At 42.4% G+C, this 23,086-nt stretch carries 19 protein-coding genes; 11 read left to right on the forward strand and 8 right to left on the reverse strand.

Annotated features, from left to right (window positions below; all coding sequences use genetic code 11):
* Nucleotides 1-26: 26 nt before the first annotated feature.
* Both hemF and ABJF11_RS04480 read right to left on the reverse strand, forming a co-directional pair.
* On the reverse strand, nt 27-914 hold the full coding sequence (hemF, locus tag ABJF11_RS04475) for an oxygen-dependent coproporphyrinogen oxidase (protein WP_348118339.1): 888 nt from the start codon (nt 912-914) through the stop codon (nt 27-29).
* 10 nt (nt 915-924) lie between these two features.
* On the reverse strand, nt 925-3,228 hold the full coding sequence (locus ABJF11_RS04480) for a BamA/TamA family outer membrane protein (RefSeq protein WP_348118340.1): 2,304 nt from the start codon (nt 3,226-3,228) through the stop codon (nt 925-927).
* Between the two features lie 242 nt (nt 3,229-3,470).
* Between ABJF11_RS04480 and ABJF11_RS04485 the strand changes: the two genes are divergently transcribed.
* Entirely contained in the window at nt 3,471-4,211 is a 741-nt protein-coding gene (locus ABJF11_RS04485) for an RNA methyltransferase (protein WP_348118341.1), read from the forward strand.
* 2 nt (nt 4,212-4,213) lie between these two features.
* On the opposite strand, the gene ABJF11_RS04490 is transcribed toward ABJF11_RS04485, so the two are convergent.
* Entirely contained in the window at nt 4,214-5,107 is an 894-nt protein-coding gene (locus ABJF11_RS04490; RefSeq protein ID WP_348118342.1) for a LysR family transcriptional regulator, read from the reverse strand.
* A gap of 191 nt (nt 5,108-5,298) precedes the next feature.
* Between ABJF11_RS04490 and hutH the strand changes: the two genes are divergently transcribed.
* The gene (gene hutH, locus ABJF11_RS04495; RefSeq protein WP_348118343.1) at nt 5,299-6,861 is read left to right on the forward strand and encodes a histidine ammonia-lyase; all 1,563 of its coding nucleotides are present in this window, start codon (nt 5,299-5,301) and stop codon (nt 6,859-6,861) included.
* Nucleotides 6,839-8,515: a urocanate hydratase gene (hutU, locus tag ABJF11_RS04500; protein WP_348118345.1), complete on the forward strand. Its 1,677-nt coding sequence runs from the start codon at nt 6,839-6,841 to the stop codon at nt 8,513-8,515. Before hutH ends, hutU begins: the two co-directional genes overlap by 23 nt.
* Nucleotides 8,516-8,718: 203 nt before the next feature.
* On the opposite strand, the gene ABJF11_RS04505 is transcribed toward hutU, so the two are convergent.
* From ABJF11_RS04505 to ABJF11_RS04515, 3 genes are all read right to left on the reverse strand, one after another.
* A complete protein-coding gene (locus ABJF11_RS04505) occupies nt 8,719-11,547 on the reverse strand; it encodes a T9SS type A sorting domain-containing protein (RefSeq protein ID WP_348118346.1) in 2,829 nt (942 codons plus the stop codon).
* Between the two features lie 113 nt (nt 11,548-11,660).
* Nucleotides 11,661-12,359 carry a hypothetical protein gene (locus ABJF11_RS04510; protein ID WP_348118348.1) on the reverse strand — a complete coding sequence of 233 codons (699 nt, stop codon included), beginning with the start codon at nt 12,357-12,359 and terminating at the stop codon, nt 11,661-11,663.
* Between the two features lie 113 nt (nt 12,360-12,472).
* Nucleotides 12,473-13,177, reverse strand: coding sequence for a hypothetical protein (locus ABJF11_RS04515; protein ID WP_348118350.1), 705 nt, complete (start codon nt 13,175-13,177; stop codon nt 12,473-12,475).
* A 267-nt stretch (nt 13,178-13,444) separates the two neighbouring features.
* On the opposite strand from ABJF11_RS04515, the gene ABJF11_RS04520 reads away from it, so the two are divergent.
* Both ABJF11_RS04520 and ABJF11_RS04525 read left to right on the forward strand, forming a co-directional pair.
* Entirely contained in the window at nt 13,445-14,290 is an 846-nt protein-coding gene (locus ABJF11_RS04520; RefSeq protein WP_348118351.1) for an SDR family NAD(P)-dependent oxidoreductase, read from the forward strand.
* 2 nt (nt 14,291-14,292) lie between these two features.
* A complete protein-coding gene (locus ABJF11_RS04525) occupies nt 14,293-14,769 on the forward strand; it encodes a nuclear transport factor 2 family protein (RefSeq protein WP_348118353.1) in 477 nt (158 codons plus the stop codon).
* Here ABJF11_RS04525 and ABJF11_RS04530 read toward each other — a convergent pair whose 3' ends face one another.
* Together ABJF11_RS04530 and ABJF11_RS04535 are read right to left on the reverse strand one after the other, a co-directional pair.
* Nucleotides 14,770-15,840 (reverse strand): AI-2E family transporter, encoded by a 1,071-nt coding sequence (locus ABJF11_RS04530; RefSeq protein WP_348118354.1) that lies wholly within the window; start codon nt 15,838-15,840, stop codon nt 14,770-14,772.
* Between the two features lie 30 nt (nt 15,841-15,870).
* Nucleotides 15,871-16,782 (reverse strand): DUF58 domain-containing protein, encoded by a 912-nt coding sequence (locus ABJF11_RS04535; protein WP_348118357.1) that lies wholly within the window; start codon nt 16,780-16,782, stop codon nt 15,871-15,873.
* 244 nt (nt 16,783-17,026) lie between these two features.
* Here ABJF11_RS04535 and ABJF11_RS04540 point away from each other — a divergent pair, with 244 nt between their 5' ends.
* The 6 genes from ABJF11_RS04540 (at nt 17,027) to ABJF11_RS04565 (ending at nt 23,084) form a co-directional block, all read left to right on the forward strand.
* Entirely contained in the window at nt 17,027-17,383 is a 357-nt protein-coding gene (locus ABJF11_RS04540) for a DUF3276 family protein (protein WP_348118359.1), read from the forward strand.
* A 67-nt stretch (nt 17,384-17,450) separates the two neighbouring features.
* Entirely contained in the window at nt 17,451-18,554 is a 1,104-nt protein-coding gene (locus ABJF11_RS04545; protein ID WP_348118360.1) for an AI-2E family transporter, read from the forward strand.
* Nucleotides 18,555-19,652, forward strand: a complete 1,098-nt coding sequence (gene ychF / locus ABJF11_RS04550) for a redox-regulated ATPase YchF (RefSeq protein ID WP_348118362.1) — start codon at nt 18,555-18,557, stop codon at nt 19,650-19,652.
* 161 nt (nt 19,653-19,813) lie between these two features.
* Nucleotides 19,814-22,081, forward strand: coding sequence for an aconitate hydratase (locus ABJF11_RS04555; RefSeq protein ID WP_348118363.1), 2,268 nt, complete (start codon nt 19,814-19,816; stop codon nt 22,079-22,081).
* Nucleotides 22,082-22,214: 133 nt separating this feature from the next.
* On the forward strand, nt 22,215-22,685 hold the full coding sequence (gene greA / locus ABJF11_RS04560; RefSeq protein ID WP_348118365.1) for a transcription elongation factor GreA: 471 nt from the start codon (nt 22,215-22,217) through the stop codon (nt 22,683-22,685).
* A gap of 3 nt (nt 22,686-22,688) precedes the next feature.
* Entirely contained in the window at nt 22,689-23,084 is a 396-nt protein-coding gene (locus tag ABJF11_RS04565; RefSeq protein WP_348118367.1) for an HIT family protein, read from the forward strand.
* The last annotated feature ends 2 nt before the right edge of the window (nt 23,085-23,086 follow it).

Below are 23,086 nucleotides of genomic sequence, written 5' to 3' on the forward strand. Positions count from 1 at the left end.
TAGGCTCAGAACACTTTGACATAGGCTCACCAATCTATACCCTTCTTCAACAAATCTAGTGTTTTCTGCTCGTCAGAACCCGTTTCAGGGATATGATTATACTCCCAGTTGGCCTGAGGAGGAAGGCTCATCAAAATGGATTCGGTTCGACCATCCGTATCCAATCCAAATTTAGTACCCTTGTCCCACACCAAATTGAATTCTGCATATCTGCCTCGGCGCAGATATTGCCATTGTTTATGTTTATCGGTAAATGGCAGTGCCTTGTTTTTGGACATGAGATGCGTGTAGATGGGAGCAAATTGGCTCCCGACGTCTTTCACAAAAGCCCAGCGATCTTCCAGACTGAATTTTTCGTTTGCCGAAAGGCGATCGAAGAAAATCCCACCAACTCCACGGGTTTCTTTTCGATGTTTGATATAGAAGTAATCGTCTGCCCACTGTTTGAATTGGGAGTAGTAGGACTCGTCGTGACGAGCACAGCAAGTCTTGAGCTGCTCGTGAAAATACCGGGCATCGGCGTCTACGACATAGTGTGGCGTCAGGTCGATACCACCACCGAACCAGGATACTCCGTTGCTCATTTCGAAATACCGGACGTTCATATGAATGATAGGCACCATTGGGCTGTGGGGGTGCATCACAATCGAGACACCCGTGGCAAAGAAGTCCGCCTGATCAATCTTCAAGGCCTCTAGGATTTTGTCTGGAGTAGGTCCATGCACTGCCGAAAAATTGACTCCTCCTTTTTCGATTATGGCACCGTCGTTGATTACTCTTGTTCGGCCCCCGCCTCCCTCGGGGCGATCCCAGAGGTCTTCCTTAAATTTACCTTTGCGATCCGTTTGCTCCAGTTTACTGCAGATATCGTCCTGCAATCCCTTGAACCATTCTTGTATTTCTTCTTTATTCATTTGTCTATTATTAGAACGGATATCCTATACCAAGATTCCAGACCAGCCGCTTATAATTGTCATAATCCGGCAAATCCAATGCCCCTCTCGGTACTTCACTTCCATAAATCGTTCGATCCCCGGGGTCATGAACTTTCCACGCCGCATCGAGTCTCAGGAGCAAAAATGAAAAATCCAATCGGAGGCCATATCCAGCTCCAACTGCTATTTCTTTTAGAAAATTGTCGAATTTGAATTGACTACCCGGCCTGGCCTGCTCCTCCTGCATGGTCCAAACGTTGCCCATATCTACAAACAAGGCCCCATGTAGGAATCCAAATATTTTATGCCTCAGCTCTATGCTCGTTTCGATCAGGATCTCTCCAGGCTGCTCGAAACTGTTGTCATAGATGCCCAACGAATCAGGGAGATACGATCCGGGACCGAGTCGTCTGGGTTCCCATGCTCTGATGCTATTGCTACCTCCGGCGAAGAAAAATTCTTCGTATGGGAGTGTCTCATTCTCTCCATAGGGTACTGCGACCCCCAAATGTGCCCTATAGGCCATGGTCACTATTGAGTTTACAGGTGCGGAATATCGATAGTCAATGTCAAATTTGGCGTATTTGAAATACTCCAACTCTCTTTCAAAAATGTTTTTTGCCAGCAAGCTGTAGAAATTTCCTCCTGATTCTATTTGATATCTTAGAAATGCTGAATGCTCATTTCTGTTGCCATAGTCATTGATATTGTGAGTCACAGAAAACCAGGTGCTACTTACGAACGATGGCAAGAAGGAATTGCTCAGATTGTTTCCACTGGCCGATAGGCCATCCAAAAAGGTTTGATACGAGTCAGACACGTCAGAATCGATAAAGCTGATATCAGCAATGTTGAACGAGTAGTTTCGACGTCGCTTGTAGTTTTGCCAACTAAAAATCAGTGAAGTATTTACATTGGTACGAATATATTCAGGCCGATCGGAGTAGTTCAGACCAAATGAAAGACGGGTTTTGGGGTTGAGTCGACCAAAATTGGACTTCAATTTCGAACCAATCGGTAGCATAAACTGTGGGAAGGTAAATGCAAGATTTCCTCCATAATCCAATGAAGAATAGGGGTTTCCTGTATCCGTAGCACCAGATAACCCTTCAAAACCTATCCGACCACTGAGCTCCATGACCTCGAGTCCTCTAAATGTGTTTCGATTTTTAATAGAAGCGTTGAAAAAAGGACCCGGCAGTCCTTTGCTCACATTGAGGCCGAGCTCAGAAGACGTTTGAAATTTCTTCAATGGGCTAGTGGTTATGTTGGATATAAATTGACCGCCGGTGGTATCATAGTTGACACTGATAAATTGAAATATATCAAGGTTCGAAAGCTGTTTTTGAGTTTCCAGCGTGTTGGATCGGCTAAAGAGGTCGCCCGGCTTCAAGAATATTCTTCTGGCTAGAATCTTCTCGGAGTATCTATTATTTACGAATTGATAGGTGACCCCGTCGAAGAGTTCACTCTGTCTTGCTGCGGTTGATTCGGTACGACTAGGATCTGTTTTGAATACTATAGAATCAATATGATAGATCTTGTGATTGTTCTGATCGTCAGAATTTCTGATACTCAGCCCCACAATCACCCGCTTATTGTCCAGATAAGACGAATCCACTAAAAAATTAATAAACTGCCGATTAAACTCATAATAGCCATTATTTAGCATCAACTCGTTAATTCTATCCCTCTCTTTGACCAGATTTTCCTGTTCATAGTTTTCATCGATATTGAGGAATGATTCTTCGTTCGTTTCGGCTAAAAGATTGTAGATAGCGGTATCCGAGATGTTGTAGAAAAGGGAATCGATACGATAAGGCTGATTTCTTTCAATTTTATATAAGGTGGACACCATCTTGAAGGACTCTTCCGTGGAGTAGGTCACTTTTGCGTTGAAGTACCCCTTTGAAGTCATATAGTTTTGAATCTTGGATGTCGTTAGATTTTCCTTCGCAGTATCAAATATGGCCAGAGGCTCGCCCATACGCATCCCAAAATTTCCCTCTTTGATGTTACGATTCTGTTTGGCGATCTTCTTATTCTGCTTGTTTCGTAGCTTTTTCTTCTTTTTAACGTCGTCTTTTTTTGCGATTTTCTTAGCGAACTTAGCTCTGATTTCAACCTTTTTTTGCTCGTATTTTAGAGAATCGTAGCGTTTGAGACCGTGTTGATAGATATCGATATATGGAGACCAGGGGATAAAAAGGATTTTTCGGTTAGGCTTATATGCGTAGAGAGATTTGATCTCGTCCTTGTTTAGCTTCTCTGCACCATCCAGTTTCTGCTCCACCAGTAGCGATTTTCCACTAGGCAAATACCTACGGCCCATACATCCTGATAAAAACAGAATAATGGCAATGAGAACCGGTGCATATAAAGTTTTGAAGTAGCTAATGATGTTGTTTGTCTATTCGATTATCTATGACCATGAATTATACAATATCCATTAAGTTTGGAGATATGTTAGTATCGGTTTTAGATCATTTCTGACTGCCGAATGCACTTAGTCTTTTAATTAAAGTACAACCTTTGATGATTTCAAATCGAGATTCAAAATTCATTAAATCCTTACAATTAAAAAAATTCAGACAGTTAGAAAATCAATTTGTTGTCGAGGGCGCAAAAAACGTGCTGGAATTGATTCAATCAGAGCTAAAAATAATTAGCCTGTTTGCCACAGCAAATTTCATTGAAAAACATGAAATAGAGCTAGCCAATTGTCAGGCATCAGTCAATGAGGTCAAAGAAGCTGAACTTAAAAAAGTAGGCTCATTTGTCAATAACAACGCAGTCTTGGCGGTAGTAGAGATGCCAACAGTGCAATCGCTGGATGCATCCAAGTCAGTATTAGCATTTGATCGCATCAAAGACCCTGGCAATCTGGGCACTGTGATACGAATAGCCGACTGGTATGGCTTTGATCAAATCGTATGTTCATCCGAATCGGTGGATTGTTTCAACCCCAAAGTGATCTCAGCAACCATGGGCTCATTTACCAGGGTTAAAGTACACTACGCCTCACTGAGTGATATTCTGCCAAAATATAATCACACCTACGGTACCACGCTGCAAGGTGATAATATTCATGAGATCCATTTTGAAGAGCCAGCTATCATCGTTTTTGGCAATGAATCACAAGGGTTGGATGATGCGCTCAAACCATTGATCAAACAAGAAGTCTTTATTCCCGGCTACGGGGATGCTGAATCTTTGAATGTCGCGATTTCAACTGCCGTTTTTTGTGATAACTTCAGACGTTTGCTCAAAAGGTAAGCTCAGGGCAATTTCTTATCTAACAGTGATACAAATTTGTGGATTAACTGATTAGTAGTTCCCTCTTTCCAAATCAATGAGAGATAGGTAATCTGTTTTACATTTTTGAGCTCGATGAATTTAATATCCAGATCATATCCATGCTGGAGAGAAGTAGGCACGATGGCAATACCAAGTCCATTTTCTACTAACCTAAAAATCGTATTCGCATGAACAGATTTATGAGAAATCCTCGGTGAAAACCCATGATCGTCGAAGATACTCATCACTTTGTTATAGTAGGTGCGGCTATAGTCACTAGAAAATAGGATGAAATTTTCTTGTGAAAATTGACTTAGGTCTTTAAAATTTGCTTCAGTGATACGATGGGAGCCAGGCAAGACGATTGAGAAAGTGTCCTTAAAAATCTGCCTGTACGCAATACCATCAGGAGCCTGCTTAGCACGGATAAACCCGATGTCGAGCTTGTTGTGTTCAATGGCGAAAATCTGATCCTCGTTGGACATTTCCTCCAGGCTGGTGTGAATTTTGGGGAATATATCCTTGAGCCTCAGCAAAAGCTCAGGAATGACAGCCTGCATCGCCGACCCAACAAATCCAATATTGATCTCACCTTCTTCTCCTTTGTCAATCAGCTTGATGGATCGTTTGATGGATTCGAGGTGATTGACCAGGTTGGCACTCTCGTCATACAAGTATCTTCCGGCATCTGTCAGCTCCACCTGACGCTTATTTCTAATAAACAGTTGTACCTGTAGTTCCTCTTCCAACTGTTTGATCTGCCGACTAAGACCGGGTTGAGTGATGAACAGTCGTTCGGAGGCCTTTCTGAAGTGCAACTCCTGAGCTACTACCATAAAATAGCGCAAGTGTCTAAATTCTATTTGATTACTCATTGTTATCAATTGTTGACCTAGAAAGTATTTTCAGTAATCAAAATTACCACTTAATATTGTTTCTATAATGAAAACATAGACTTTTTCATTGCAGGAGAGGAGGCAGATTTGGGAAATAGGTTTTGACCTTAGATTTCATCTAAAATTTGTACTTACACTCCATCAACAACCCCAATGATAACTTATATAATATGACGATTTTCAATTACGGAATTGATCATTTGACCCCAGGTGTGGCCTACGACATTGCAGAAGGCCGTACCCAGGGCGTACTCAATGATGAAGCCAGGTCAAAGATTTTGGCCAGCCGTCAAAATGTACATGACATCACAGAACAAGAGCGAATAGTCTATGGTGTAAATACTGGATTTGGTTCGCTTTGTACTACCATTATTTCCAAAGCGGATACTGGCAAGTTGCAAGAAAATATTTTACGTAGCCACAGTGTAGGAGTCGGAGCTGAGACGCCGCTAGATGTAGCCAAGCTCATGATGATTCTGAAGGTACATGCCCTGTCCAAAGGGTATTCTGGAGTCGCGCTCGAAACGCTGGAAAGGATCATCTGGCATATTGAAAACGATTATATTTCCTACGTGCCACAGCAGGGCTCAGTAGGAGCGTCAGGAGATTTGGCACCCTTGGCTCATCTTTTTCTCCCGTTGATAGGAGAGGGTAAAGTCAGTGTAGACGGAACTTGGATCACCACGGCAAAATTATTTCAAAAAGAAAATAAAGAACCACTAGCCCTTGGCCCGAAAGAAGGTCTTGCACTCATCAATGGTACCCAGTTTATCGCAGCCTATGCTTTGAAGGGTTTTGTGCGATTGAGCAATTGTCTCGATACAGCCGATATCATCGGAGCCATGAGCTTGGAAGCGCTAAAAGGCTCTATGAAACCGTTTGATAAAGAATTGCACCAGATAAGACCCTATCAGGGATCTATCTATGTGGCGGACCGGTTGGAGAAATTGGTGACTGACTCAGAGATCATCAACTCTCACCAAAACTGTAGTCGCGTACAAGATCCATATTCGCTTCGATGCATGCCGCAGGTACATGGGGCCTCAAGAAACGCTTGGTTGCACCTCAAAGAGATGCTCACGATTGAACTAAATTCGGTGACCGATAATCCCATTATTTGCAGTGTAGATAAAACAATCAGTGGTGGTAATTTTCACGGTCAGCCGATGGCGTTGCCGATAGACTATGCCGCATTGGCTGCCGCCGAAATTGGAAATATTTCGGATCGCCGAGTCTATCTCTTGCTGGAAGGAGACGTGGAGGGTCTTCCTGCTTTATTGATGAACAATACAGGACTGAACTCCGGGTTTATGATTCCTCAATACACCTCAGCCGCTTTGGTCAGCGAAAACAAAGGGTTGTGCTTTCCTTCCAGTGCGGACAGTGTGCCTACCTCGCTTGGTCAGGAGGATCATGTCAGTATGGGATCTATTGGTGGCAGAAAACTCAATACGATTCTGGATAATCTTGAAAACATTTTGGGTGTGGAGCTGTTTTGCGCCGCACAAGGGTTTGACTTTAGAAAACCGTTGAAATCTAGCGCGATCCTCGAAGAGGTGCATGCGCATGTCAGAAAGCATATCAGCTTCGCCACCGAGGACAGAATTTTTGGTGATGACATGGTCATCGCTACTGATCTAATTAGAAATAAAGAAATTGTATCTGTTGCTCATAGTGCTGCAGATCGTCACAACATTAACTTATACAATCATGATGTATTCGGAATTTATTAAGAAATACGCATCTCATCCCAACTATAAAGCGCCAGTCGGGAATACGCTTCATGCCAAATCATGGCAGACGGAAGCTGCGTTGAGAATGCTACTCAATAATCTCGACGAGGAAGTCGCAGAAGACCCTTCTGAACTGGTGGTCTATGGAGGTACCGGCCAGGCAGCTAGAAATGTAGAATCACTTCAAAAAATCATCGAACTACTGCTCAAGCTCGAGGATGATGAAAGTCTGCTCGTACAATCTGGTAAGCCTGTAGGAATCGTCCGCACTCATGCCGAAGCACCACGCGTGCTTATTGCCAACTCCAATCTTGTGCCGGCCTGGTCCAACTGGGAGCACTTCCAGTCACTGAAAGAACGTGGCTTGATGATGTACGGTCAAATGACCGCAGGGAGCTGGATTTATATCGGTTCGCAAGGCATTCTGCAGGGTACCTATGAGACCTTTGTGGCTTGTGGTGAAAAACATTTTGGCGGAAGCCTAAAAGGAAAACTGGTTGTCACAGCCGGTCTCGGTGGTATGGGAGGGGCACAGCCTCTGGCTGCCACTATGGCCGGAGCTACTTTCCTCGGAGCAGATATAGACCCTGCCAGGATTCAAAAGAGACTGGATACGAAATACATCGATCGAATGACTCACTCCTACGAAGAGGCTAGAGATTGGGTACTGGAGGCCAAAGCCAAAGGCGAAAACTTGTCCGTCGGCTTGGTGGCTGATGCTGGGGATATGCTTGAAAAACTCATCGCAGATGGCATAGTGCCAGAAGTACTGACCGACCAGACCTCGGCGCACGATCCGGTATTTGGCTATGTGCCTAATGGCTTGAGCTTGGAGGAAGCAGCTGCTTTACGGAAAACTGATCAAGTAAAATATAAAGATCTCTCCTTGAAGAGCATGGCACGTCATGTCGGGCTGATGCTCGATTTGCAAAAGATGGGAAGCAAGACCTTTGACTATGGAAACAATATTCGAGAGTTTGCCAAGCAAGGAGGCGAACCCAATGCCTTTGATTTTAATGGGTTCGTGCCGGAATACGTGCGACCACTCTTTTGCGAGGGCAAAGGCCCTTTTCGCTGGGCGGCCATGTCAGGAGATCCTGAGGATATATATGTGACAGACCAAGCGTTGATTGAGGCTTTTCCTGAAAACAAGCACATGATTAACTGGCTCCGGGAGGCGCAGAAAAAGGTGGCCTTTCAAGGTATACCTTGTAGAATTTGCTGGCTTGGAATGGGAGAGCGCGAGAAGGCTGGATTGATATTCAATGATCTGGTCAGGACGGGCAAGGTGAAAGCACCGATTGTGATCGGTAGAGACCACCTGGATTGTGGCTCTGTAGCCTCACCTAACAGGGAAACAGAAGGTATGAAGGATGGTACCGATGCAGTATCAGATTGGCCACTGCTCAATCTGATGTCAAATGCCACAGGCGGAGCTACCTGGATTTCTTTCCACCACGGCGGTGGAGTAGGGATGGGGTACTCTCAGCATGCGGGCATGGTCGTATTGGCCGATGGGACCGAGCGTGCCGAAAAATGCCTTCGACGTGTGCTGCACAATGATCCCGCGATGGGCATCTTTCGACACCATGATGCAGGCTACGACAAAGCCACCCAGTTTGCCGATGACTTTGACTTAAACGTGTGGAAATAAGCTGAATACCACTAGCGAATCTCCAGATGGGAAAACCAGAGAGATATTTTGATATTGCTGGTTAAGTAATCCATTGGTCTATGGATCGTCACAGCATGCGGAGTACTCATGTCTCGCAAACTGTGACGATAGGTCCATTTTGAAGCCAGTCTATATATTGACCTCCCTAAAATAAATATGGGGTGAATGGGGATCTAACCGATCTATAGTTTGATGATTTTTTTGACAAAAACAGCATCTGAGGATATGAGTCGTATGATATAGCTGCCAGTGTTCAAGGCAGAAAGGTCTATCTCGTTTTTTCCAGCGCTGATGTAGCTTTGATATACTGTAGATCCGTTGAGATCTACTACTCGTACTTCATAGTCGTCACCTATCTCGAATGGAAGGTCAATGCTTAACTTGTCGATACAGGGTACCGGGTATGCAGTTATTTCTTCGCCTCCCAACAATGATTCTTCGACAAATTCCCTTTGAGTAGCTGGCTCCTGCAGGTCGATGGAGTCCTCTTGGGCCATACTTATGATGGGTTTGTAGAGGATCTCGTCATTACTTATTTTTGATACATAGGGCGTGTTACGCACCCTAAAGTATACTTTCTTGGTGCCAGCTCCCTTACTGAGCTTAAACTTAGGCTCTGAATCATAATTTTTCCATACCGAGCCTGCAAAATTAGAATTTTCACTGGCTCGATAGTGCGTAGGGCAAAGGCCACACGCATTGTACAACTTGACATAGCGCGCAATATTTGAAGTCTTTGGTGCCCCCTGGTTGATGTCAAAATATTTGACTGTAGGGACTCTCTTTTTAAATTTGGTTAGCGACTTGCAGGTCCATTTAATATTTTGACTGTCGTCGTAGATTCTATCCATGGCTGCGAGTGGACTCCCACCGGTAGTTGTCAGATCGGCAATCGGCTGAGAAGAGGTCACATCTATCGCGTAGTACATCAGCGCATCAGGATCCACTACATGATCGAGTCCTAGTATGTGGCCTACTTCGTGCAGGAAAGCATTGTAAAAACTTCCCGACCCGGCGGGCACCTTGCCGGAGGTTCGGTAGTTCCAGGAGACTCCTGGTGCGGGACGGCTTCCTATCTCTATATCGCTTTTGTATTTTCGGTATTGGTATGCTTTGTTGTCCATAGCACAGTTGCTTGCTTTTGAGACGGTACCCATGCCATTGTTGCGACTAGGGTTTTGCCAGATTACATTCCTGCCGCTTTGGTTTGCTGCAGTAGCGGTCACAAGATTACCGTCCGAGTCTCTTTTCAAGCGCATGTCCATACCCAGGTAGCCAGACCAGGCACACAGTGCTTTTTCTATACATTCTATAGCCCCGCTATTGTCAGCCAGATTCTCATGCAAGGTGAATACCAGACCATTGGTGGTACCTTTTGTTACAAAGTAGAGTCTCCCATCATTGACCACGTTGGGTATGCTCGTGTTCAAAATGGCATGGGTCACGGTCAGTGCATTTGGACTGGTGGCGACCTTTTTGTTTGCCGTTACGACCTGGAAGATCCCAGTTCCAGCTGGTACTTCTTCCATTGAAAGGTTATCATAAACATAAGAAGGCACTTTTACTTTGATTTGGGTGTCAGACCAGCTTTGGATGTAACCATCTATTCCATTGATAAATGTATTACTCTTAGCGTCCGCATTTTGGAAATTGACCTGTCCGGTGGTGGCACCAAAATTCTTCCCGTTGATCGTGAGTACCTGCCCCACACCGGCTATTACCTGCGTCGGGGTAAAATTATTAATGACCGGGTCAATACTAATCTTGAAGGAGGTCGGGTTGACGTAGGTGGTCTTGTCGTAAAAATCTGTGGTGAGATAGTCCCCATCGACGGTCGGTGTATACAGAGAAAGTGACTCGGTGAAAGTGTGTTCTTCAAAGTGCACGTTGGCATAGCCGTCCGACGCCGTGGATTTGATTTCTATTTTGACATGATATAGCTTCACCCGGGTAGTGGTCAGCTGGGTTCTATTCCATGCAGAAAAATCATATTTTTCATTGAGGCTAATATTTACCCGCGAGCCGGACACGTCGTATACATGAGTTTCGTAAGTGCCACCACTAAAGCTGGAGCCTCGAGTAAGGGTGATCTTGCCATTCGCTTCCAGATTATTGCCAAATATCTTGGTGTTAAAATCTATTCTGGCAATGGCATTGCTGTAGTAGGTATTGTTGTGGTTGGCTTTGGCAAATACATCGAAGTGATAGTAGCCATCCGATACACTCTGATTGTCGATGGACAGTACCAATTCATTGCTGGCAGACACACCATTGAGTCGTGCTTGGCCGGCTCTGTTTATTTTGGCCTGCTCTACCAGCTGCTGCTGCCGAGCCATAAAAGCATCTAGCCTGGGGTTGCTGAACTCATCGACCGAACCAACGCGCAAAGAAGTTTTTTTTTTGAAATCCTGATACTGGTTTGGCACAGTAATTCCTTTTTTCTTTTTCATGAAAAGGTAAAAGTCCTCGAAGGTCGTGAAATAGAGGTGATCTAAACCATAGACTTCAAAATTTAAATTTGGATGAAGTTCGCGTTCTTTGTAATAAAATGCAGCTTCCGGTAGGTTTTCTAGTGGTTTGACAGTAATGGTATTTTCAGTAGCTTGATACGCCGTAGAAGCCTTTTTACAAAATAAAACCATTTTCTCAGAAGAATACCGTAGACAATATTCTGTATTGTACTTCAGTATAATCTGAGAATTGTCTTTTGAACGAAGTACACCACAATCTCTTATTAGTTCTATTTTTCCCAGATGAATTTCGTCTCCACCTTTAAAAACATGCGTTATCTCGAAAATGGCCGAGCTCCATACTTCACTCGTATCACTATTGGGAAAAGATTTTTGCGAGACGAGTATGGCTTCGAATATGTAATCAGACTGTTTGAAAAAGTCATTGGTGGATAGTTTGCCATAATAGAGCATACCCGGAAATTTATCTAATTTTTCAAGTTGTGCAAAAATTTGTAGACTCATCATAAGCATGAGGAGCGATAGCCATAGTGTTTTCATGGTAGGATAGTTTGGTTCGATTAAGAAGTGATAGGTACCAGGGTTTCGTGCCTGGCACAAGGGGCAAAGCAAGTGAATAGTAGGACTACAATTTGGCCATATGAGAGGAGGAATCAGCCAATAATGAGAAGAACGGTCTTTCTGGATATGGCTAGCCTGGGGTTGCTGAACTCATCGACCGAACCAACGCGCAAAGAAGCTTTTTTTTTAGAATCCTGGTATTGATTTGGTACCGTGATTCCTTTTTTCTTAGCCGCGAAACGGTAAAAGTCTTCCTGAGTTTTGAAATACTTGTGATCCAGACCGTATACCTTAAAATTTAACATACGCATATCGGTAAAATATAAGGCCGCATCTGGTAAGTTTTCTAGTGGTTTAACAGCAATAGTATTGTTAGTGGATTGATAGGCAACCGGAGATTTCTTGCAGAAGTAGACCATTTTTCCATAAGTTTTGAGACAGGATTCCCAATTGTATTCTAATAAGAGTTCTGATTTATCTTTTGTGTAAACTAGACCACAGTTACGAATCAATTCTATCTGGCCAGTCTGAATTTCTCCTTTTCCTTTTAATACATGGGTAACTTCGAGAAGCGTAGAAGTCCAAACTAAAGTAGAATCGTTATTTACAATGTCTTTGTGTGAAATTACGCTCCCTTCAAATATATAGTCAGATTTTTTAAAAAAATCATTGGTCGAGAGCTCGCCATAGTACATTTGTCGCGGTACTCTGTTCATTTTCTGTAATTCATTTTGCGCAAAAATTTGTAGACTCATCATAAGTATGAGCAGCGATAGCCATAGTGTTTTCATGGTAGGATAGTTTGGTTCGATTAAGAAGTGATAGGTACCAGGGTTTCGTGCCTGGCACAAGGGGCAAAGCAAGTGAATAGTAGGACTACGATTTGGCCATATGAGAGGAGGAATCAGCCAATAATGAGAAGAACGGTCTTTCTGGATATGGCTAACCTGGGGTTGCTAAACTCATCGACCGAACCAACGGGCAAAGATGCTTTTTTTTTAGAACTCTGGTATTGACTGGGTACCGTGATTCCTTTTTTCTTTTTCATGAAATGGTAAAAGTCATCGAAGGTCGTGAAATAGAGGTGATCTAAACCATAGACTTCAAAATTTAAACTTGGATGAAGTTCGCGTTCTTTGTAATAAAAGGCCGCATCTGGTAAGTCGTCTAGTGGTTTAACAGCAAAAGGATTGTCAGTAGTTTGATAGGCAATTGAAGATTTTTTACAAAATAATACCATCCTTTTAGGCGAAAAAAGAAGGCAATTGTCCCTATTGTAGTCTAAGATGACTTCTGACTTGTCTTCTGTTTGTAAAATTCCACAGTCTTTGATTATTTCAATTTTTCCAAGACGAATCTCATTGCCTCCTTTAAAAACATGAGTTATTTCGAAAATGGCAGATGTTGTTATTTTCGTTGAATCACGATTTGGAATTGCTTTTCGAGAGATCCGTGTAGCCTCAAATATATAATCAGACTGTTTAAAAAAATCATTGGTGGATAATTCGCCATAATAGAGCCTGCCCGGGTATTTATCCAATTTTTCCTGTTGAGCAAAGATTTGTAGACTCATCATAAGCATGAGCAGCGATAGCCATAGTGTTTTCATGGTAGAATAGTTTGGTTCGATTAAGAAGTGATAGGTACCAGGGTTTCGTGCCTGGCACAAGGGGCAAAGCAAGTGATTAGCAGGACTACAATTTGGCCATATGAGAGGAGGAATCAGCCTCGTCTATGTATACATCACAATAGCGAAGCTCATTTTGTGTTCGTTTTCAACTTTCGTTTCACGCCTACTACAGTTAGTTTACTATGTCTGTTGATATTTTCATTAATCATTCGTTTTATAAACATATATTAGGACTTATATTCGAACATGACCCATGGTAATATATTAATTACTGGAGCCTCTACTGGAATCGGCTTGGCTTGTGTGAGGAGATTTATCACTGAAGGATACACCGTCTACGGCAGTGTCAGAAAGCAGTCTGATGCAGATCGATTGGCTGCAGAGTTTGGAGAAGCGTTTCAGCCAATGATTTTTGATGTGACAGATGGTGTTGCCATAGAGCAAGCAGCTAAGTCACTGACGGATCTCCTGGATGGGCAAGGTCTAAAACTATTGATCAACAATGCAGGAGTTGCAGTCACTGGACCTGCGGAGATTTTGGATGTAGATGCCTATAGACATCAGTATGAGGTTAATTTTTTTGGACTCATTGCGGTCACCAAGGCCTTTTTGCCTTTGTTGGGTGCTCAGCACAATTGCCCATTCAATCCGGGTAAAATTATTAATATGAGCTCCATAGCAAGTAAACGAGCCATGCCATTTATGACGCCCTATTCTAGCTCAAAGGCTGCTGTGGATAGTTTTACAGAAGGACTCAGGAGGGAGTTGTTGATCTATGGCATCGACGCAGTCACGCTTAATCCTGGTCCCATCGAAACTACGATTTGGGAAAAAATCGACCCTGACATGCAGGCCATTGAACCTACTGCCTATGGAAAGGTGCTGAGACGGTTTATGAAACTGGTAGATAAGGAATCAAAAAATGCTATTCATCCTGATGATTTTGCCAACAAGGTTTTCAAGACCTACTCAAGTAATAAACCAAAAACAACGTATGTCATTATCAAAAATAAATTCTTCAAGTATACCTTGCTTAATTTAGTACCGACCAGAGTAATCGATGGTTTTGTAAAGAAAATATTAAAAGTCTGATCATGCTTAATAAAGAACACGTTGCCCTCATTGAAAAATTTTATACTGCCTTCAATGAAAAGGATGCAAAAACTATGGCATCCTGCTATCACAAGGAACTGGAATTCGAAGACCCTGCCTTTGGCGTATTGGATTACGAGCAGACCTGCGCTATGTGGGCCATGTTGCTCAGTGGTAATAACAATATTGAGATCACCTATAAGAATGCATGGTCAGAGAATGAATATGGTGGTGTAGATTGGGAAGCAAAATATCCTTTCTCCAAGACCGGCAGAAACGTCCACAATATCATCGACGCAAAATTCGAATTTAGAGACGGTCTCATCGTAGGCCATAGGGACTATTTTGATTTTTACAAATGGAGCAGAATGGCGCTTGGTACACCGGGCTTGCTACTGGGCTGGACTGACTATCTGCATAATAAAGTCAAGGCCCAATGCGCTTCCATGCTGGACAAGTATATGAAAGAGGCTGGCTAACTATTCGGTGGTCTTCTTTTTCCCAAAATGTATTTCTCCATTCTTAGATAGAAGAATGGCCAAAGGCCTGGTATTGTCGAATTGGCCAAAGATGATAATCAATGTGGCCGTAATTGGGACAGACAAAATCATACCTACTACACCCCACATAAATCCCCAGAGCGTAAGTCCGAGCAGGACGACCAATGGGCTAATATTCAATCGATCACCCATAAGCCTGGGATCCAAAAAATTACCAACCAGAATTTGAATTCCACCGACCGCTATTAGCACAGTCAGCCCCACACTACTTTCACCATATTGAACCAAACCAAATAATGTAGGAAACAGTGTGGCGACGATAGACCCAATCGAAGGGATGAAGTTGAAGAGGAAAATGATAAATGCCCATAGCGCCGGCAGTTCAATTCCGATCACCAAAAGCGCAAAGTAGCTCAAAAGCCCGGTCAGAAAACTGGTGAAAATCTTCACTGATAGATAGTCATCAAATAAGTTGGTGACGGCTCGAATGGTTCCATAAATATTGATACCTGCTTTGGTCGTCTTGAGTACCTTTTCGATTTTTTGTTGAAACAGGCTTTCTTCCAGTAGCAAGAAAACTACATAGATCAGAATAATAAGAAACTGACCAACCAGCGTTGCAAATGAGCCTGCATACAGCACAATGCTCGTTTTATACTCACCGATAAGCTCCAGGAAGGACTCATCTAAATCTTTGATTCCGAGCAAATCTTCTAGTCCTATGAGAGCCTTGGTAATATTATCACTGTAGGCAGGAAAGTTGTTTGCCAGACTCTGAAAATTGGCACTGATGATACTCGCTATAGTATAAATCGCCAGAAATACCACCGCAGTACTGATGATCGTCACGATCCAATTGGGCAGCCTAAACTTCCCAAATCTAATTTTGCTAACCAGATCTCTCAGCTTCTTGATTATGTACCAGATCAGAATTGATATACTGAAGACCTTGAGGAAATTTTGAAAATACATCAGGATAGCCACAGTGCCAGCCATCAATATCATCCAATAAGCCACATTGGCAAGTTTTAGTTCTTTAGAGTCTTGCATGTTATAAATATAAATAATCAGGCCAACCGCCTATCTCATTTTTGCTCTTTTGGTCAAATAAGTGCTTAGGATCTTATCAAAACCACCTTTGATGTCGGCGTCTACAAAATCGATTTTCAGTTGCGAGCATTTGAGCAATAGGTTATGAAATACTTCATCCATATTTTCCTTATATGCCTTCTTGATTTCTGTAGGAGTTAGTTTTACCACTTCTCCTGTTTCGAGATCCTCAAATCGGTGTGGCCTATCTTCAAAATCAAAGTCCAGCTCCGTCTCCTTGTCATTTACATGAAAAAGCAGAACTTCATGCTTGTTGTGTTTTAGGTGATTTAGAGCAGAGAATATTTCTTCCTGATTGGATTGATTCTGAAGCATATCTGAAAATATCACTACCAATGATCGTTTTGGGATTTTTTCTGCTACTTCATGTAGCACTTTGGCCACATCGGTTTTTTGATGCACTGGAGGCTGCTCATAGAGCTGCTGGTACTTGGTCAGCAGATTGTGCACATGGGCAGAGGTAGATTTAGTATCAGACTGAAAGTTTATTTTCTCCCCAAAAGAGAATAGACCTACTGCATCGCGCTGCCTTTGAAGTAAAAAGGAGATAGCGGCTCCGGCCAATATGGAGAATCTGATTTTCCCAAAACTCGGCTTTGGGTAATACATGGACGAAGAAGTATCCAGCACGATATAACACCTCAGATTAGTCTCCTCTTCATACCGTTTGGTGTATAGACGATCCGTTTTAGCAAAAACTTTCCAATCTATATGACGAGTGCTTTCGCCAAAATTGTAACGCCTATGCTCAGCGAACTCGACAGAAAATCCGTGATAGGGGGATTTGTGCAATCCGGTGATAAAACCTTCGACCAGCTGACGAGCTAAAAGCTCTACATTAGCATATTCCTTAAGTTTATTGATGTCTAAATTAAGCTTCACAATTTTCTTGTTTTTTCTGTCAACGGACGTAAGATAGAAATGATCCGGAGTGTTACCAATTTTCTAACGATAGTACCCTTTTAAAATGATTTTTTTAATTCAATTTTATGCTTGCGCTAATCTTGCTTAGAATATATCTTGTGATTTGCTTTTGTGAAATAAAAAACAGTATATTTAAAGCTTTTAAAGAATTTTAATAATCATCAAAATCGAAATTCTTTCAATTTAAATAAACCGAAGAATAGTGGAAGATCATAAGGATAAGGAAAGAGTAGAAATTTTTTCTGAGAGAGTACGAGCGGGTAAAAGAACGTATTTTTTTGATGTAAAAGCCACACGTTCTAACGACTACTATCTTACGATTACGGAGAGCAAAAGACGCTACAAAGACGATGGTTACTTCTACGAGAAGCATAAGATCTTCTTGTACAAAGAAGACTTTAATAAATTTGTACAAGCCCTCAACGACAGTGTGAACCATGTGAAAGAAGAATTATTGCCGGAAGTAGATTTTGAGCAATTTGATAAAGAAAAAGAAGAATTTGAAAATGCTACAGAGACAGTACAGTCAAGTGATGATAGCGAATTGAAGTGGGATTAAATCATTTCCACTTATAAGAAACCAGAAAGCTCTTGGGTACACCGAGAGCTTTTTTTATTTTTAGACCATGATCAGAAGAACACTCATATTTATTGTCCTGACCGTTGCATTATTTGTTTTTAGCGCATGGTTATTCAGCGACATATTTATCTATATCTGCATCTCTATCGTATTGGCCACCATACTCAGGCCGCTTACCAATCTGATCAGTCGTACTTATATTTTTAGAGTTAGATTACCAAGAGTACTTGCTATTCTGGTTTCCTACTGTGCAGTGATTGGAGTTGTTTTTTCTTTCATCCTTTTATTTATCCCGCTCATCTTAGAGCAAGTCAATGTACTCTCCAACGTCAGTTTCGATGAAGTATACTCCAACTTATCGCAACCAATTGTCGCATTGGAAAATTTTATGATCGAATACAATCTAGTCAGTGAAGATGAACATAGTCTTACGCAAACTATCCGATCCAATGTCTTCCAGTTCGCCGGTAACCTGAACTTTAGAGATATTATCAACAACCTGCTGACCTTTACCGGTGGTTTCTTTATAAGTGTATTAGCCATCTCATTTATTACCTTTTTCTTACTGCTTGAAAATGGATTGTTGAGTAGAAGGCTGATCTCCATTGTGCCCAATCAATATTTCGAACTTTTCATTTCTGCGATTCACAAAATAGAGCACCTGCTCTCAAATTACCTGATTGGATTAGTTCTTCAGATGATGGCTATCTTCTCTATTGCCGGACTAGGCCTCTCGATCTTTGGAGTTAAATATGCGCTCACCATTGCAGTGTTTGCGGCTGTAGCCAATCTAATCCCATATATGGGACCATTGCTAGGGGCTATCTTTGGAGTCATCGTTGGGCTATCTACCAACGGACATTTTGCTTTCGATCAGGTGACAGTCATTCTTATTCTCAAGATAGCATCGGTATTTACAGTAGTTCAAGCAACTGACAACGTTTTACTCCAGCCACTCATCTTTTCAAAAAGTGTAAAGGCGCATCCATTAGAGATTTTTGTTGTTATCTTTGCGGCCGCAAGTTTAGCAGGTATTCCAGGCATGATTGCAGCCATCCCAGTCTACACAATTATTCGTGTATCAGTGGTGGAAATCAGATCAGGATTCAAAAGCTACAGGATTTTTCAAGTATCAAAAAATATTATATAAATGGGATTGCAATGCGGAATTGTAGGTTTGCCAAACGTTGGTAAATCAACACTCTTTAATGCGTTATCAAATGCTAAGGCAGAAGCTGCCAACTTTCCTTTCTGTACCATAGAGCCTAATGTAGGTGTGATCACAGTTCCCGATGAGCGTCTGGGTATACTGGAAAAACTGGTCAATCCACAAAAAGTATTACCTACCGTCATTGAGTTTGTGGACATTGCTGGTCTGGTGAAAGGAGCAAGTAAAGGAGAAGGCCTGGGCAATAAGTTTCTCGCCAATATCCGTGAAGTAGACGCCATCGTTCATGTCACCCGATGTTTCAACGACGACAACATTGTTCATGTAGACGGTGTAGTCAATCCTGTAGCAGACAAAGAGGTGATAGACACTGAGCTACAGCTTAAAGATCTAGACTCCATAGATAAAAAAATACAGCGAATAGCCAAAATGGCTAAGTCAGGAGATACCAAACTAAAGGCAACACTGACCGTCCTGGAGGAATACAAGACCCTGCTTGAGTCTGGAAAAAATGCCAGATCCATCGAACTTACAGACGACAGAAAAGAGGCTATAAGTGACCTTCAACTCCTTACAGTGAAGCCGGTAATCTATGTGGCAAACGTAGAAGAATCCTCGATTCTTACAGGCAACGAACATGTGGAGGCATTGAAAGCGTCTATTGCTAGTGAAAATGCCGAAGTTGTAATGGTAAGTGCTGCCATCGAATCTCAGATCGCCGAATTCGACGATCCGGAAGAAAAAGAAATGTTTCTTGGCGAATATGGATTGAAGGAATCAGGACTGGACAAACTTATACGGGCGGCCTACGATCTACTTGACTTGATCACCTATTTCACTGCTGGAGTTACAGAGGTCAGAGCATGGACCATCAAAAAAGGATGGAAAGCACCGCAAGCAGCAAGCGTGATTCATACCGATTTTGAAAAAGGTTTTATCAAAGCTGAAGTCATTAAGATTCCTGATTATGTGCAGTATGGATCAGAAAACGGATGTAAAGAGGCGGGTAAATTGGCTATAGAAGGAAAAGAATACGTAGTGCAAGATGGAGATGTGATGCATTTTAGATTTAATGTGTAAATGAGGGGTTTCTAGGTACGTTATTTAAGAGTCATACCCCTTTTTTAAAGTATCAGAGTATGATTTCGAACTAAAACTTCGTAATTTTGCCTCCTTAAAAATTAACATTTGACCCTCCAAATTAATTTTTATAATTAAATATCAACTTAAAAGTAGCAATTATGGCATTTGATCTTGACATGATTAAGAAAGTCTATTCCCAAATGGGTGATAGAATCAACAAAGCCAAAGAGCTAACGGGCAAACCGTTGACTCTGGCAGAAAAAATATTGTACTCACATCTATATGAAGGTCAGCCCAAAGAGACCTACAAGAGAGGAGAGTCATATGTTGATTTTGCACCGGATAGAATAGCATGTCAGGATGCCACGGCTCAAATGGCCCTTCTGCAATTTATGCAGGCAGGTAAAGTAAAAGTAGCTGTACCTACGACCGTTCACTGTGATCACCTGATCCAGGCGAAAGTAGGCGCAGACGAAGATTTGCAAAATGCCATCAACACATCAAACGAAGTTTTCAATTTTCTGGAATCAGTATCTGATAAATATGGAATCGGTTTCTGGAAGCCAGGAGCTGGGATTATTCACCAGGTAGTGCTGGAAAACTATGCATTCCCGGGTGGGATGATGATAGGTACTGATTCTCATACCGTCAATGCCGGAGGGTTAGGCATGGTAGCCATAGGAGTAGGAGGAGCAGACGCCGTAGATGTAATGGCAGGTATGGCTTGGGAGCTTAAATTTCCTAAGCTAATCGGAGTCAAACTAACAGGCAAATTAAACGGATGGTCGTCTGCTAAAGACGTAATCCTAAAAGTAGCTGGGATTCTTACCGTTAAAGGTGGTACTGGAGCCATTGTAGAATATTTCGGAGAAGGAGCCAAAAACCTCTCTTGTACAGGTAAAGGTACTATCTGTAACATGGGTGCTGAAATAGGAGCGACCACCTCTACTTTCGGATATGACGAGTCCATGGAGAGATACCTTAGAGCCACAGACAGAGCGGAAGTTGCTGAATTGGCTAACGAAATCAAGGAACATTTAACAGGTGATGATGAAGTATACGCCAACCCAGAGCAATACTTTGATCAGGTAATCGAAATTGACCTTTCTACCTTATCACCACATGTCAACGGTCCTTTTACTCCAGACCTTGCCACGCCTATCAGCGAAATGAGAGCTAAGGCAGAAGCCAACGACTGGCCAACCAAAGTAGAGTGGGGTTTGATAGGGTCATGTACCAACTCCTCGTATGAAGACATGTCGAGAGCAGCTTCTATTGTAGAGCAAGCTGTAGCTCATGGAATCACTCCAAAGGCAGAATTTGGAATCAACCCCGGATCTGAGCAAGTACGATTTACTATCGAACGAGATGGAATCATAGAGACCTTCGAAAAGATGGGCACTAAGGTATTTACGAATGCCTGCGGACCTTGTATCGGACAGTGGGCTCGTGCTGGTGCAGACAAACAAGAGAAAAATACGATAGTTCATTCGTTCAATAGAAACTTCGCCAAGCGTGCGGACGGAAATCCTAATACACATGCTTTTGTGACTTCGCCCGAGATGGTAGCTGCCATTGCGATATCTGGCGATTTAGGATTTAACCCAATCACGGATACCTTGACAAGCGCATCTGGGGAGCAAATAAAACTGAATCCTCCGACCGGCGATGAGCTGCCGACCAAAGGATTCGACGTTGAGGATCCTGGTTATCAGGAGCCTGCAGTAGACGGATCTGGTGTTCAGATTTCAGTGGCAGAAGATTCGAAGAGACTCCAGCTGTTGTCACCGTTCGCGCCTTGGGATGGTAAAAATATTTCCGGAGCTAAGCTCTTGATCAAAGCACAAGGAAAATGTACCACCGACCATATCTCTATGGCTGGCCCATGGTTGAGGTTTAGAGGTCATCTGGATAATATAGCCAACAACACGCTGATCGGTGCTGTAAATGCATTCAACGGTGAAACAGATAAGGTCAAAAACCAATTGGATGGCTCATATGGTGCTGTTCCTGACACTCAGCGTGCCTATAAGGCCGCAGGTATTCCGACCATTGTAGTTGGAGATCATAATTATGGAGAAGGTTCGTCACGTGAGCATGCAGCCATGCAGCCCAGACACTTGGGTGTCAAAGCCGTACTGGTAAAATCTTTTGCAAGAATTCACGAAACAAACTTGAAGAAGCAGGGAATGCTGGCGTTGACATTTGCAAACGAAGCTGACTATGACAAAATATTAGAAGATGATACTTTTGAATTCACTGATCTGACAGATTTCGCCCCAAATAAACCATTGACGTTAGTGGCAAAACATGCGGATGGATCCGAGGATTCAATTATCACAAATCATACGTATAATGCAGGACAGATTGAATGGTTCAAAGCCGGGTCAGCCCTGAATTTGATCAAAAAACAAAATAATGCGTAAGAGGAATCGTTGGTTTGGAGGGCTTTAGTCTAACAAAATCATTAAATTTCTTACATTTACATAGACATTTAAGAAGATATCAAGCAACGGTTTCAGTGATGAGACCGTTCTTTTTTATTATAAATCTAATAACATGAGTGTATCATATTATACAGAAGAAGGACTTCAGCGATTAAAAAATGAATTGAACGAGCTGAGGACGCATGGAAGGACGGATATAGCCAAGCAAATAGCAGAGGCCCGTGACAAAGGAGACTTGAGTGAAAACGCTGAGTATGACGCAGCAAAAGACGCTCAGGGTCTACTTGAACTGAAAATAGCAAAGCTTGAAGCTGTTGTAGGCAACGCCAGAGTAATTGATGAATCACAAATAGATACTTCCAAAGCATCTATCTTGTCCAAGGTGAAAATCAAGAACAAGAAAAACGGAATGGAAGTGTCCTACATGTTGGTTGCTGAGGAAGAAGCAGACCTTAAGGCTGCGAAAATTTCTGTCAAGTCACCAATTGGAAAAGGTTTGCTAGGAAAGAAAATAGGCGATACCGCCATTATAGAAGCGCCTGCGGGCAACATAGAATTTGAAATCCTAGAGATAGGAATCTAAAACATGGCTAGCATATTTAGCAAAATCATCAACAAAGAAATTCCGGCACATATAGTAGCCGAAAACGAAAACTACCTGGCTTTTTTGGATATCAATCCATTAATGGAAGGACATTGTCTTGCCATCCCGAAGCTAGAGGTAGATTATATCTTTGACCTGGATGATGACACTTTGAGTGGATTGCATCTCTTCGCTAAAAAATTGGCCATAGCCATTCAGGCAGCCATTCCATGTGAGAGAATCGGTGTATCAGTGATTGGGCTGGAGGTGCCGCACGCTCATGTACATCTGATTCCAATGAATAGCATGGATGATGTAAACTTTGCACGTCCCAAGCTAAAACCTACACCAGATGAATTGGCCAAAACTGCCGAAAAGATCAAATCTGCCCTAGCTTAACC

This window comes from Reichenbachiella sp., assembly GCF_039941815.1.
GTDB lineage: Bacteria > Bacteroidota > Bacteroidia > Cytophagales > Cyclobacteriaceae > Reichenbachiella.

What these genes read in the sequence shown, in the direction of transcription:
- hemF (WP_348118339.1), bottom strand. Translation starts at nt 914, where the DNA reads ATGAATAAAGAAGAAATACAAGAATGGTTCAAGGGATTGCAGGACGAT.
- ABJF11_RS04485 (WP_348118341.1), top strand. Translation starts at nt 3,471, where the DNA reads ATGATTTCAAATCGAGATTCAAAATTCATTAAATCCTTACAATTAAAA.
- ABJF11_RS04490 (WP_348118342.1), bottom strand. Translation starts at nt 5,107, where the DNA reads ATGAGTAATCAAATAGAATTTAGACACTTGCGCTATTTTATGGTAGTA.
- hutH (WP_348118343.1), top strand. Translation starts at nt 5,299, where the DNA reads ATGACGATTTTCAATTACGGAATTGATCATTTGACCCCAGGTGTGGCC.
- hutU (WP_348118345.1), top strand. Translation starts at nt 6,839, where the DNA reads ATGATGTATTCGGAATTTATTAAGAAATACGCATCTCATCCCAACTAT.
- ABJF11_RS04505 (WP_348118346.1), bottom strand. Translation starts at nt 11,547, where the DNA reads ATGAAAACACTATGGCTATCGCTCCTCATGCTTATGATGAGTCTACAA.
- ABJF11_RS04510 (WP_348118348.1), bottom strand. Translation starts at nt 12,359, where the DNA reads ATGAAAACACTATGGCTATCGCTGCTCATACTTATGATGAGTCTACAA.
- ABJF11_RS04515 (WP_348118350.1), bottom strand. Translation starts at nt 13,177, where the DNA reads ATGAAAACACTATGGCTATCGCTGCTCATGCTTATGATGAGTCTACAA.
- ABJF11_RS04520 (WP_348118351.1), top strand. Translation starts at nt 13,445, where the DNA reads ATGACCCATGGTAATATATTAATTACTGGAGCCTCTACTGGAATCGGC.
- ABJF11_RS04525 (WP_348118353.1), top strand. Translation starts at nt 14,293, where the DNA reads ATGCTTAATAAAGAACACGTTGCCCTCATTGAAAAATTTTATACTGCC.
- ABJF11_RS04530 (WP_348118354.1), bottom strand. Translation starts at nt 15,840, where the DNA reads ATGCAAGACTCTAAAGAACTAAAACTTGCCAATGTGGCTTATTGGATG.
- ABJF11_RS04545 (WP_348118360.1), top strand. Translation starts at nt 17,451, where the DNA reads ATGATCAGAAGAACACTCATATTTATTGTCCTGACCGTTGCATTATTT.
- ychF (WP_348118362.1), top strand. Translation starts at nt 18,555, where the DNA reads ATGGGATTGCAATGCGGAATTGTAGGTTTGCCAAACGTTGGTAAATCA.
- ABJF11_RS04555 (WP_348118363.1), top strand. Translation starts at nt 19,814, where the DNA reads ATGGCATTTGATCTTGACATGATTAAGAAAGTCTATTCCCAAATGGGT.
- greA (WP_348118365.1), top strand. Translation starts at nt 22,215, where the DNA reads ATGAGTGTATCATATTATACAGAAGAAGGACTTCAGCGATTAAAAAAT.
- ABJF11_RS04565 (WP_348118367.1), top strand. Translation starts at nt 22,689, where the DNA reads ATGGCTAGCATATTTAGCAAAATCATCAACAAAGAAATTCCGGCACAT.